Genomic DNA, 12711 nt, shown 5'->3' with positions numbered 1-12711 from the left:
TATCCTTTCCTGTCAGCACTCATGCCCGCGGATGGTGCTGTTGATGAAGTTGACGCAAACGCTCCGTTGCGACATGCGTATAAATTTGTGTCGTCGAAAGATCGCTATGCCCAAGTAGCATTTGTACAACGCGCAAGTCGGCGCCGTGATTCAGCAAATGCGTGGCGAAAGCGTGACGTAAAACATGCGGCGATAGTTTTTCGCTATCGATTCCAGCCAGTACCGCATAATGTTTAATACGGTGCCAGAAGGTCTGCCGCGTCATCTGCTGCGCACGCTGGCTGGGGAATAATACGTCAATCGATACGCCATTGAGTAACCAGGGACGCCCATGCTCCAGATACGTTTCCAGCCAATATACCGCCTCTTCGCCTAACGGCACCAACCGCTCTTTATTGCCTTTACCGATAACCCGCACCACGCCCTGCCGCAGACTGATATCGCTCATTGTCAGCCCCACCAGTTCCGACACGCGCAAACCGGTGGCATACAGCACTTCCAACATAGCTTTATCGCGCAACTCCAAAGGTTGATCAATAAGCGGCGCCTGCAAGAGCCGCTCAACCTGCGCCTCGCTAAGGTCTTTCGGTAAACGCTGCGGAAGCTTAGGCGAGGCCAACTGCGCGCTCGGATCATCCTCACGATACTTTTCACGGTACAGATGCTGGAAGAAGCGCCGCATAGCGCTTAACAGGCGTGCGGAACTGGTCGCTTTGTATCCGCCCTCCACCCGTTCAGCCAATAGCGTTTGTAAATCATCAGCCTGCGCCGTCGCAAGCGTTTTTCCGCGATGATGCAACCACGCAACGACCATCGATAAATCGCGACGATACGCGCTTAATGTATTTTCCGCCAGATTTCGTTCCAGCCACAGGGCATCCAGAAACTGCTCAATACGCGCTAAATCCTGTTCCATTCGCGCTCCCTACTTCACGCTTACTTTTGGTGCATTATGCCTCATTGTGCCGTGAATGCAGTGATTCTGTTACACTACCCGCAACGCTATAGCAGAATCGAGATGTAACGTAATGAACATGGGTCTTTTTTACGGTTCCAGCACGTGCTACACCGAGATGGCCGCAGAGAAAATTCGCGATATCCTCGGCCCGGAGCTGGTGACATTACATAACCTCAAGGATGACGCCCCCGCCTTAATGGAGCAGTACGACGTGCTCATTTTAGGCATCCCCACCTGGGATTTTGGCGAAATTCAGGAGGACTGGGAAGCCGTCTGGGAGCAACTGGACGATCTCAATCTGGAAGGCAAAATCGTTGCGCTTTACGGTATGGGCGACCAGCTCGGCTACGGTGAGTGGTTCCTGGATGCGCTGGGTATGTTGCATGACAAACTTGCCCTCAAAGGCGTTAAATTTGTCGGCTACTGGCCCACAGAAGGCTACGAATTTACCAGCAATAAACCGGTCATTGCGGATGGGCAACTGTTTGTCGGCCTGGCGCTGGATGAAACGAACCAGTACGATCTCAGCGATGAGCGTATACAGACCTGGTGTGAACAAATTCTCGGCGAAATGGCCGAACACTACGCCTGAAGCCTTACTCGCTGTATTTCCCTCTCGACGGAACCGCGTTTATGCCGTTCCGTCAGTGTTGGCCTGATATCGGCTGCTGTAACAGTATCCGACGCAACTCACGCCATTCCGCTTCTTCCATGCTATCCGCCGCCAGCCATAAATGCTGATGACGTCCAGACTCTGCGCGTAAACGCAACACCATCCCGCTCTTCAGTAACCAGGGCGGACGCAAGAGCGTCCAGTCCTGCCCCTGCCAGCGTAAGCGCCCGTCCATGAGTAGCTTGATCTCTCCCTGGCAGGTATTAATCCTGCGCTGGCTACGTACACAGTCAAACACGACCAGCGACAGTAGTATCATCCATAACGGGGTATAACTCAGCGGCCAGGGCATCAATAAAATCACCGCGGCAACCAGCCCATGAATGAGCAATGAGATCCACTGAGCGCGCCATGAGACGCGTAAATCAGATTGCCACAGGACCACGTTCCCGATTCCGTGTCTGAATGAGTCGGACCATCTGTTCCAGTTCAGCGTCAGCCGGTTTACCGTGATTCATTAACCAGTTAAATAAATCCGGGTCATCACTCTGCAACAAACGGACAAAAATACGCTTTTCTTCATCACTTAAACTATCGTACTCATGTTCAAAAAACGGCATGATGGAAATATCAAGTTCGCGCATACCGCGACGACATGCCCAGTGAATACGTGCTTTATTGTGAATATCCATGTTCTTCCTGCCTCGCGAAAATGAAGTACCGGGCTATTGTAACGTGTTTTTGGCGTTGTTTTACGGGAATCTCAGTAATCTGGAACGCGATCGCGAAATAAAAGGCTGGGAATCAATATGTTCATCCATTTTGGATACCGCCTCGCAAAACGATCAATCCGCTCTCAATGGGCTATTTAAAGCACTTGCAATGACCGATGGCTCTTTTACCATTAACCATTATTGTTGCAGCTAACCAGGACATTATTTATGGCTTTTATCTCCTTTCCACCGCGTCATCCTTCATCGTCAGCCCGCCTGCCGCTGACGCTGATCGCGCTTGACGACTGGGCGCTGTCGACCATTACCGGCGTAGACAGTGAAAAGTATATTCAGGGCCAGGTCACCGCTGACGTAAGCCAGATGACTGAGCAGCAACACCTTCTCGCCGCCCACTGCGATGCTAAAGGTAAGATGTGGAGCACTCTGCGCCTGTTCCGTGAGCGCGACGGTTTCGCCTGGATTGAACGCCGTAGCGTGCGTGAAGCACAATTAACGGAGCTGAAAAAGTACGCCGTATTTTCCAAAGTGGTCATCGCGCCGGATGACGAACGCGTATTGCTTGGCGTGGCCGGTTTTCAGGCCCGCGCGGCGCTGGCTAATGTCTTTAGCGTACTGCCCAATAGCGAAAATCAGGTGGTCAGAGACGGCGCCTCCACGCTGCTATGGTTTGAACATCCTGCGGAACGATTCCTGCTTGTCACCGATGTCGCGACGGCCAACATGTTAACGGAGAAGTTGCATGGCGAAGCCGAACTGAATAACAGCCAACAGTGGCTGGCATTGGATATTGAAGCAGGCATTCCGGTGATTGACGCGGCGAACAGCGGTCAATTTATCCCCCAGGCGACTAACCTACAGGCGCTGGGCGGTATCAGCTTCAAGAAAGGCTGCTACACCGGACAGGAGATGGTCGCACGGGCAAAATTCCGCGGCGCCAATAAACGCGCGCTTTGGTTGCTGGCGGGCAAAGCCAGCCGGGTACCGGAAGCAGGAGAAGATCTGGAGCTACAGATGGGCGAGAACTGGCGTCGTACCGGCGCTATTCTGGCGGCGACGCAGTTGGACGATGGTCAGTTACTGGTTCAGGCCGTCATGAATAACGATTTAGAAGCCGAAAGCGTCTTCCGCGTTCGCGACGATGCCAACACCCTGCATATCGTCCCGCTGCCCTACTCGCTGGAAGAGTGATATCACGTTAAAAGCCGGATAGCCTGATAGCGCAACGCCATCAGGCTCGCACGTGCTGTTCTCGTAGGCCGGATAAAGTACGACAGCGCCGCCATCCGGCACGGGCATCCGGGAATTACGCCTGTCCCACATACAAATAGATGGCCAGGAAGTGGCACACGCTGCCGCCCAGCACAAAGCCATGCCAGATGGCGTGGTTATAAGGTATGCGTTTGCAAACATAGAAAATTACGCCCAGCGAGTAAACGACGCCACCTACCGCTAGCAGCGTCACGCCGCCTATCGCCAGCTTAATCGCCAACTGATAAACCACTATCAGCGACAGCCAGCCCATTGCCAGATACGTAACCAGTGAAAGCACTTTAAATCGGTGCGCAATCGTCAACTTGAAGAGGATACCGAATAGCGCCAGGCTCCAGATCACAATCATTAGTCCGCGCGCCAGCGGCGAATCCAGACCTACCAGCAGAAATGGCGTATAGGTTCCGGCAATGAGCAGATAGATAGCGCAGTGATCAAATTTCTTTAACCAGATTTTTGCCCGCTGATGAGGAATGGCATGATAAAGCGTTGAGGCAAGAAAAAGCAGGATCATGCTCCCGCCATATAAACTGTAGCTGGCGATAGCCGTCATACCCGCATTCGCCTCTACCGCCTGAACCAACAACAGCACCAGGCCGACAATACCAAATACCAATCCAATGCCGTGGCTAATACTGTTGGCGATTTCCTCAGCCAGCGAATATCCCTGCGTCATTAATGGTTTTTGCACCATAACTTACTCCGGAGAAACGTTCATAACGATGAACTGCGCCTCTAGCGTAACTGAGAATGGTTCCAGTGAACACATGTTAGCTAAAAATAAATTCGCAAAATTAAATTTTGCTTATTATTCAATAAGTTAATTACAAAAACTCAACTAACACGCGTTCATATTTATCAAAGGCATTTAAAATCAATCACATAAAATTGCGTCTGGTTGGGATAGATTTCAGCAATGACCCGTTTCAGCTCATCAAGCGACATATTTTCCTGTTGCGCATGTTTTTCGTTCAGCGTATCCAGCGTCACAGTTGACGTTCCTGTCACTTCGATTGTGCAAAAATAGCCATCATCTTCGAACCGCCCCACGCGTAGCACATCGCCTGCTTTAAAGTGGGACTCGGAGGCATCACGAATAGTGATGGTTTTACGCCCTGCCAGAATGTCATTCTGGAAACGTTGAAAGAAAGTAATGTCGTTTGGCTGCATGTGGTTATCCCCCTGAATATGGCCCCTTGAAGTGGATGTTACGATCTGAATGTGTTCTTGCTCCGACACGCGAGCATCCTGGAATTTTGCGTACGCTTTACATGCCACTTGGTGCAGAATGAATGATAACAGACTAAATAAATTGAGATTATGCAACAATGAGAAAACTCACCTTGCCAAAAGATTTTTTATGGGGCGGCGCGGTTGCTGCACACCAGGTTGAAGGCGGCTGGAATAAAGACGGTAAAGGCCCCAGCATCTGCGACGTGCTAACCGGCGGCGCACACGGCGTGCCACGCGAAATCACCCAGAATGTCGTTGCTGGCAAATACTATCCGAACCACGAGGCGGTGGATTTTTACGGACATTACAAAGAAGACATCCGTCTTTTCGCCGAAATGGGGTTCAAATGCTTCCGTACCTCTATTGCCTGGACGCGTATCTTCCCGAATGGCGACGAATCCCAGCCAAACGAGGCCGGTCTGAAATTCTACGACGACATGTTTGATGAGTTACTCAAATACAACATCGAACCGGTCATTACCCTTTCTCACTTTGAAATGCCATTACATCTGGTACAGCACTACGGCGGCTGGACCAATAGTAAAGTGGTTGATTTCTTTGTCCGCTTTGCTGAAGTCGTGTTTGAACGCTACAAACATAAGGTCAAATACTGGATGACCTTCAACGAAATTAACAACCAGCGAAACTGGCGCGCGCCGCTGTTTGGCTACTGCTGTTCCGGCGTGGTGTATACCGAGCATGAGAATCCAGAAGAAACCATGTATCAGGTCTTACATCATCAGTTTGTCGCCAGCGCGCTGGCGGTAAAAGCGGCACGTCGTATTAATCCACAGATGAAAGTTGGCTGTATGCTGGCGATGGTCGCGCTGTATCCTTTCTCCTGTAAACCAGAAGATGTGATGTTTGCTCAGGAGTCGATGCGTGAACGCTACGTCTTTACCGATGTACAGCTGCGCGGCTACTACCCGTCCTATGTGTTGAACGAGTGGGAGCGCCGCGGATTTAACATCAAAATGGAAGATGGCGATCTTGAAGTGCTGCGCGAAGGCACCTGCGATTATCTTGGTTTCAGTTATTACATGACCAACGCGGTCAAAGCCGAAGGCGGTAGCGGCGATGCGATTTCCGGTTTTGAAGGCAGCGTACCGAACCCCTATGTTAAAGCCTCTGACTGGGGCTGGCAGATTGACCCGGTGGGCCTGCGTTATTCATTGTGTGAACTGTACGAACGCTATCAAAAGCCGCTGTTTATTGTCGAAAACGGTTTTGGTGCTTACGACAAAGTAGAAGAAGATGGCAGCATCAACGACGACTACCGCATTGACTACCTGCGCGCCCATATTGAAGAGATGAAAAAAGCGGTGACTTACGATGGTGTCGACCTGATGGGCTACACGCCGTGGGGCTGCATCGACTGCGTGTCGTTCACCACCGGTCAGTACAGCAAGCGCTACGGCTTCATCTACGTGAACAAGCACGATGACGGTACGGGCGATATGTCGCGTTCGCGTAAGAAGAGCTTCAACTGGTACAAAGAGGTGATTGCCAGCAACGGCGAGAAGCTTTAACTCCTGCATGTTACCCGCCAGTCGGCGGGTAACACTTGGAACGAGTCTTACCAGGTCTTACCTATTTTAAATTCCCAGCGTACATCTTCCATTTTGGTTGGCGACTTCGCTTCCTGCATTACCGGGAAGAAGGCTCCGGCACCAAACCATAATTTCAGTGAATCGACGGCGATATTAAATGACGGACCAACAACCCATTCGGTAGTTCCAGAATGGTTATTAATTACACTGCCATTAGACAGTTTTTTCGTTCCAGAGGCATTATTGCTGTAGGCACTTTCCAGACCAAGATCCAGCGGTAAATCGCTAAACATATACCGCACCTGGGTATTCCACTGGAATTCGTTACCTCGTTTCACGTCCTGGTTACCGCGCTCAAATGGTCCCTGATATACAAAACCCATATCCCCTTTAATGTTAGGAGTAAATAATTTTGTTAAAGTGAGTGTTACTCTTCCTCCCCAGGCGCTATTCCCAGGCAAATGATTATCTCCATCTTGCCCGGTGGGTAGTAATACTGCCCCACCTACCGTAACCCAAAACGGATCACCTCTTCGCTGGCTCATTAAAGCATAATTGACCCCCACCGATTGGTCGCCCATTCCCTCTATGTGCTCAGGAGACAGATTGTCTCGTTTGTTATTGATATAGGAACCCACAGTTGATAATTCCAGTCTGTCGGTCAAACCGTAACGAATCTTCAATAACCATATCTGGGAGTAAACATCCGGACTTCCGTGCCCCTCGATTTGATGATCTTTATCGCGAAATGAGCTATTCACGGCGGTTAATAACTTTCCTTCCGGCAATACTGAACCACCAGAAATAGCGGTATTAACTGGTGCACCTAATAGATTACTGGGATTATTTTCTCCGTTAGCTGCCATTGCATTCATTAATAGAAAATATGTCATTAATGGCAGAAATATAAATCGTTTCATTATTCCCTCCAGGTATAAAAAACAAAGCGCTAAGTTAATAAATATTTACGTTATTTATGCTTATTTTTAATTTATAATTTAAATTAATAGCTTGATGAATTTAATATACGGAAATTTTTGTAACTATATTGAGAGGTAAATAACGATTCCGGAGAGAAACTATTTGTAACTATATGTAAATATACTGTGTTGTTTTGATTAAATAACAGCAAGGTAAAAATGATGCACAATGAATCATTAGGCTCTAAAAAACCGGTAATTTAATTCTGGCTAATACACTGATACAAACGCCAGGTTGCCTGACAGGAGCCAACGATTTACTGTAATATATTGAATTAGTAACACTTTGTAGCCTGAATAAGGTGCTCACACTGCATCCGACATAAACAAAACGCACTTTATTAACAAGCTGAAAAGGCGCCGAAGCGCCTTTAGAAAACAGTCGAATCAGTAAATTACTGGTAGTCGCTAATCGGTACGCAGGAGCAGAACAGGTTGCGGTCGCCATAAACATCATCCAGACGTTTCACCGTCGGCCAGTATTTGTCTGCCACGCCTGCCGGGAATACGGCAACTTCACGGCTGTACGGATGCGCCCACTCGGCGACCAGTTCGCTCTGAATGTGCGGCGCGTTCACCAGCGGGTTATCTTCCAGCGGCCAGACACCGGCTTTCACCTGGTCAATCTCTGCGCGGATAGCCAGCATCGCATCGATAAAGCGATCCAGCTCGGCCTTACCTTCAGATTCCGTCGGTTCAACCATCAGCGTACCCGCCACCGGGAACGACATGGTTGGCGCGTGGAAACCGTAGTCGATCAGACGCTTGGCAATATCCAGCTCGCTGATGCCGGTTTCTTCTTTCAATGGGCGAATATCAAGAATACATTCGTGCGCCACACGGCCATCGCGACCGGTATACAGTACCGGATAGGCATCTTTCAGACGGCTGGCAATGTAGTTAGCGTTAAGAATCGCGACCTGGCTTGCCTGCTTCAGGCCTTCTGCGCCCATCATGCGGATGTACATCCAGCTGATTGGCAGGATAGAGGCACTACCGAACGGCGCCGCAGAAACCGCGCCCTGACGGGTTAACATGCCTTCGATTTGCACCACGCTATGACCCGGTACGAACGGTGCCAGATGCGCTTTCACGCCGATCGGTCCCATGCCTGGGCCACCGCCGCCGTGCGGAATGCAGAAAGTTTTATGCAGGTTAAGATGCGAAACGTCCGCGCCAATAAAGCCCGGTGAGGTAATGCCGACCTGAGCGTTCATGTTCGCGCCGTCAAGGTAAACCTGACCGCCGAACTGGTGCACAACTTCACACACCTCACGGATCGTTTCTTCATACACGCCGTGGGTGGACGGATAGGTCACCATGATGCAAGAGAGGTTCGCAGCATGTTGTTCTGCTTTTGCCCGCAGATCGTCCAGGTCGATGTTGCCGTTCTTATCACACGCCACAACCACCACCTGCATTCCTGCCATATGTGCAGAAGCAGGGTTAGTGCCGTGAGCAGAGGCCGGAATCAGGCAGATATCGCGATGCCCTTCGTTGCGGCTTTCGTGATAGTGACGAATCGCCAGCAGCCCCGCGTATTCCCCCTGTGCGCCGGAGTTAGGCTGCATACAGACGGCGTCGTACCCGGTGAGTTTCACCAGCCAGTCAGAAAGCTGGCTAATCATCTGATGATATCCTTCGGCCTGTTCCGGCGGGCAGAACGGATGCAGTTCAGCGAATTCCGGCCAGGTGATAGGAATCATCTCGGCGGCGGCGTTCAGCTTCATGGTGCAGGAACCCAGCGGGATCATCGCCTGGTTCAGCGCCAGATCTTTACGCTCCAGCGAGTGCATATAGCGCATCATCTCGGTTTCGCTGTGGTAACGGTTAAATACCGGATGCGTCAGAATCGCATCGTCACGCAGCATACTTTGCTGAATGGAACGGCTATCAAGCGCCACGTCTTTATCCAGTGTTTCAATGTTCAGACCGTGGCTGTCGCCCAGCAAAACATTGAACAACTGCGCCACATTCTCACGGGTGGTGGTTTCATCGAGCGTAATACCCACCGCGTTATGAATATCGCTGCGCAGATTGATCTCTGCCGCTTCCGCACGCGCCAGTACCGCAGCTTTATCAGCTACTTCCACACACAGCGTGTCAAAGTAGTGCGCATGACGCAGCTTTAAGCCTTTCTGTTGCAGACCTGCCGCCAGAATATCGGTCAGGCGGTGGATACGATTCGCAATGCGTTTCAGTCCAACCGGTCCATGATAAACGGCATACAGACTGGCGATGTTAGCCAGCAGTACCTGCGAGGTACAAATGTTGGAGTTCGCTTTCTCACGGCGGATATGCTGCTCGCGAGTCTGCATCGCCATGCGCAGTGCGGTATTGCCCGCCGCATCTTTTGAGACGCCGATAATACGGCCTGGCATGGAGCGTTTAAATTCGTCTTTGGCGGCAAAGAACGCCGCATGCGGGCCACCGTACCCCATCGGTACGCCGAAGCGTTGCGCAGAGCCGAAAACAATGTCCGCGCCCTGTTTACCCGGCGCGGTAAGCAGCACCAGCGCCATAAAGTCGGCGGCGACGCTGACAATCACTTTACGGGCTTTGAGTTCGCTAATCAGCGCGCTGTAATCGTGAATTTCGCCCGTGGAGCCAACCTGCTGCAACAGCACGCCAAACACATCCTGGTGATCCAGTGCTTTCGCCGCGTCATCCACAATGACGTCAAAGCCAAAGGTTTCGGCGCGAGTACGCACGACGTCCAGAGTTTGCGGATGGACATCAGAGGCGACAAAGAACCGGTTGGCATTTTTCAGTTTGCTGACGCGCTTTGCCATCGCCATCGCTTCGGCGGCGGCGGTCGCTTCATCCAGCAGCGAGGCGGAAGCCATGTCCAGCCCCGTCAGGTCCAGCGTCACCTGTTGGAAGTTGAGCAGCGCTTCCAGACGCCCCTGAGAGACTTCCGGTTGATACGGGGTATAAGCGGTGTACCAGCCTGGATTTTCCAGCATGTTGCGCAGGATAACCGGCGGTAGCTGCACGGCGGTGTAGCCCATGCCAATGTAGGACGTGAAGCGCTTGTTACGCCCGGCGATGGCTTTTAATTCCGCCAGTGCGGCATATTCGGTTGCCGCCTCGCCAACCTGCGGCGGAGTCGCGAGCTGAATGTCTTTCGGCACAATCTGACCTGTCAGCGCGTTTAACGACTCGGCGCCAACCACATTCAGCATCTCTTGCTGCTGCGCGGCGTCCGGTCCGATGTGGCGTTCAATGAAAGCGCCGCGGTTTTCAAGCTGGCTTAACGTCTGTGTCATGGGCGATGGTTCCTGAAACGTGCAGTGAATCGTGATTGTCTCTAACTCAGTTGCCCGGTGGCGCTGACGCTTACCGGGCCTACGCGTGCGAAAACGAATACGCAAAATAATTCGCGTTGCAGTGAGTAGGCCGGATAAGCATTAGCGCCATCCGGCACAACATTATTCGTCTTCTAACAATGCTTCATACGCAGTGGCATCCAGCAGCGATTCAAGTTCGCTTTCATCGCTGGCTTTGATTTTAAAGATCCAGCCACCGGCATACGGTTCGCTGTTCACCAGCTCCGGGGAGTCGCTCAGCGCATCGTTTACCGCCACGATCTCACCGCTTACCGGCGCATAAATGTCGGACGCCGCTTTTACGGACTCCGCCACGGCGCAGTCGTCGCCCGCGCTTACGGTCGCGCCGACTTCCGGCAGATCAACAAAAACCATATCGCCCAACAGCTCCTGAGCGTGTTCAGTAATGCCAACGGTGTAAGTGCCATCCGCTTCTTTACGCAGCCATTCGTGTTCTTTGCTGTATTTCAGTTCTGCGGGTACGTTGCTCATCAATTAATCTCCAAAAAAGGATGAATCACGCGACGGCTTTGCCGTTACGCACAAAAACAGGTTTAGTCACTTTTACCGGCATTTCACGGTTACGAATTTGTACAATCGCCGTCTCGCCGATGCCCGCCGGAACGCGCGCCAGCGCAATGCTGTAGCCCAACGTTGGGGAAAACGTCCCGCTGGTGATAATGCCTTCTTGCTGATTGCCCTGCGCATCGGTAAAACGCACCGGCAGTTCATTACGCAATACGCCTTTCTCGGTCATCACCAGACCGACAAGCTGCTCATGGCCTTTTTCACGCTGCATCTCCAGCGCCTCACGGCCAATAAAGTCGCGGTCAGCAGGTTCCCAGGCGATAGTCCATCCCATATTAGCCGCCAGCGGAGAGATACCTTCATCCATCTCCTGACCGTACAGGTTCATGCCTGCTTCCAGACGCAGCGTGTCGCGCGCGCCAAGACCGCACGGCTTCACGCCCGCCTCCACCAGCGCACGCCAGAAATCCGCCGCTTTTTCATTCGGCATGGCGATTTCATAGCCCGCTTCGCCGGTATAACCGGTGGTGGCGATAAACAGATCGCCCGTCTGAACGCCGAAGAACGGCTTCATACCTTCTACTGCATGGCGCTGTTCGTCAGTAAACAGAGTCGCCGCTTTTTCCTGCGCATTCGGCCCCTGTACCGCAATCAGCGACAGGTCGTCACGAACGGTAATGTCGATGGCATAAGGTTCAGCGTGTTGGGTAATCCAGGAGAGGTCTTTTTCGCGGGTGGCGGAGTTAACAACGAGACGGAAGAAATCTTCAGTGAAGTAGTAGACGATAAGGTCATCAATCACGCCGCCCGATGCGTTAAGCATACCGGAGTAGAGGGCTTTACCCGTCTTCGTTAGCTTCGCGACGTCGTTGGCCAGCAGATAACGTAGAAACTCTCGTGTACGGCTGCCATGAAGATCGACAATGGTCATATGCGATACATCAAACATCCCGGCATCGGTGCGCACAGCGTGGTGTTCATCAAGCTGAGAGCCGTAATGCAGGGGCATCATCCAGCCATGAAAATCGACCATGCGGGCGCCGCATAGCGTGTGTTGTTCGTACAAAGGCGTCTGTTGGGCCATCTTTTCCTCGTTGAATTAGCGGGGGCTAACAACCATTTTCATGGGAAATCTTCGCCACGAAACCTGGCATCGACGCCCTTTTTCCTGCGCCGACGCAAACGTTCTCTTGCTCCTGAACTTACCACCGAACCAGGCGCTAAACCATAAGGCTGAATTTACCATCACATTAGCTTATGACTAAAAAACGCCAAAACCCCATCAGCACAAAAAACCACTATTACGCTAAATAACCTCCATAAAAATGAAGCTGATACGATTTATCACAACATAAATTAATATTAAATGTGGAAAAAATGTCGAAAATCTCGTTCGCAAAAAATAGTGGCATTAGAAAATATAATGCGAAATAAGCGGTGAAATTAGATTATTTCAAACGAGGAAAGCCCCCCGGCGCGATAGCCGGGAAAGCAAAGTGTGACGGGTTTCAAACTCT

Annotated in this window: 12 protein-coding genes; 3 read left to right on the top strand and 9 right to left on the bottom strand. The window is 51.4% G+C overall.

The genetic code is table 11. The features are described 5' to 3' along the window. Positions 1-19 precede the first annotated feature (19 nt). Entirely contained in the window at positions 20-916 is an 897-nt protein-coding gene (gene xerD / locus J4617_RS09165) for a site-specific tyrosine recombinase XerD (RefSeq protein WP_000434302.1), read from the bottom strand. A 112-nt stretch (positions 917-1028) separates the two neighbouring features. Here xerD and fldB point away from each other — a divergent pair, with 112 nt between their 5' ends. Next, positions 1029-1550: a flavodoxin FldB gene (gene fldB / locus J4617_RS09160; protein ID WP_001055885.1), complete on the top strand. Its 522-nt coding sequence runs from the start codon at positions 1029-1031 to the stop codon at positions 1548-1550. Positions 1551-1602: 52 nt separating this feature from the next. Here fldB and J4617_RS09155 read toward each other — a convergent pair whose 3' ends face one another. After that, the gene (locus J4617_RS09155) at positions 1603-2016 is read right to left on the bottom strand and encodes a protein YgfX (protein WP_000244756.1); all 414 of its coding nucleotides are present in this window, start codon (positions 2014-2016) and stop codon (positions 1603-1605) included. Continuing rightward, on the bottom strand, positions 1997-2263 hold the full coding sequence (gene sdhE / locus J4617_RS09150; RefSeq protein WP_000351186.1) for an FAD assembly factor SdhE: 267 nt from the start codon (positions 2261-2263) through the stop codon (positions 1997-1999). The genes J4617_RS09155 and sdhE overlap by 20 nt, the downstream gene beginning before the upstream one ends. Before the next feature lie 249 nt (positions 2264-2512). On the opposite strand from sdhE, the gene ygfZ reads away from it, so the two are divergent. Then, complete coding sequence (ygfZ, locus tag J4617_RS09145; RefSeq protein WP_000874178.1) at positions 2513-3493, top strand: tRNA-modifying protein YgfZ; 981 nt, start codon at positions 2513-2515, stop codon at positions 3491-3493. Between the two features lie 115 nt (positions 3494-3608). Here the strand turns inward: ygfZ and J4617_RS09140 are convergent, their stop codons facing one another. Both J4617_RS09140 and yqfB read right to left on the bottom strand, forming a co-directional pair. Continuing rightward, positions 3609-4268, bottom strand: coding sequence for a hemolysin III family protein (locus J4617_RS09140; protein ID WP_000250289.1), 660 nt, complete (start codon positions 4266-4268; stop codon positions 3609-3611). 164 nt (positions 4269-4432) lie between these two features. Then, positions 4433-4744, bottom strand: a complete 312-nt coding sequence (gene yqfB / locus J4617_RS09135; RefSeq protein WP_001182976.1) for a N(4)-acetylcytidine aminohydrolase — start codon at positions 4742-4744, stop codon at positions 4433-4435. Positions 4745-4902: 158 nt separating this feature from the next. On the opposite strand from yqfB, the gene bglA reads away from it, so the two are divergent. After that, positions 4903-6336 (top strand): 6-phospho-beta-glucosidase BglA, encoded by a 1434-nt coding sequence (gene bglA / locus J4617_RS09130; protein ID WP_017465472.1) that lies wholly within the window; start codon positions 4903-4905, stop codon positions 6334-6336. A 47-nt stretch (positions 6337-6383) separates the two neighbouring features. Here bglA and J4617_RS09125 read toward each other — a convergent pair whose 3' ends face one another. The 4 genes from J4617_RS09125 to gcvT form a co-directional block, all read right to left on the bottom strand. Continuing rightward, complete coding sequence (locus J4617_RS09125; RefSeq protein WP_000819375.1) at positions 6384-7277, bottom strand: transporter; 894 nt, start codon at positions 7275-7277, stop codon at positions 6384-6386. Positions 7278-7732: 455 nt separating this feature from the next. Beyond that, complete coding sequence (gene gcvP, locus J4617_RS09120; RefSeq protein ID WP_001626633.1) at positions 7733-10606, bottom strand: aminomethyl-transferring glycine dehydrogenase; 2874 nt, start codon at positions 10604-10606, stop codon at positions 7733-7735. A gap of 162 nt (positions 10607-10768) precedes the next feature. Next, positions 10769-11158 (bottom strand): glycine cleavage system protein GcvH, encoded by a 390-nt coding sequence (gcvH, locus tag J4617_RS09115; RefSeq protein WP_001295377.1) that lies wholly within the window; start codon positions 11156-11158, stop codon positions 10769-10771. 25 nt (positions 11159-11183) lie between these two features. Next, positions 11184-12278, bottom strand: a complete 1095-nt coding sequence (gcvT, locus tag J4617_RS09110) for a glycine cleavage system aminomethyltransferase GcvT (RefSeq protein ID WP_017465470.1) — start codon at positions 12276-12278, stop codon at positions 11184-11186. Positions 12279-12711: the final 433 nt, after the last annotated feature.

It is taken from the genome of Salmonella sp. 32010601201800023SM (assembly GCF_017572235.1).
Lineage (GTDB): Bacteria > Pseudomonadota > Gammaproteobacteria > Enterobacterales > Enterobacteriaceae > Salmonella > Salmonella enterica.
This window is presented reverse-complemented; position numbering and strand designations above follow the sequence as displayed.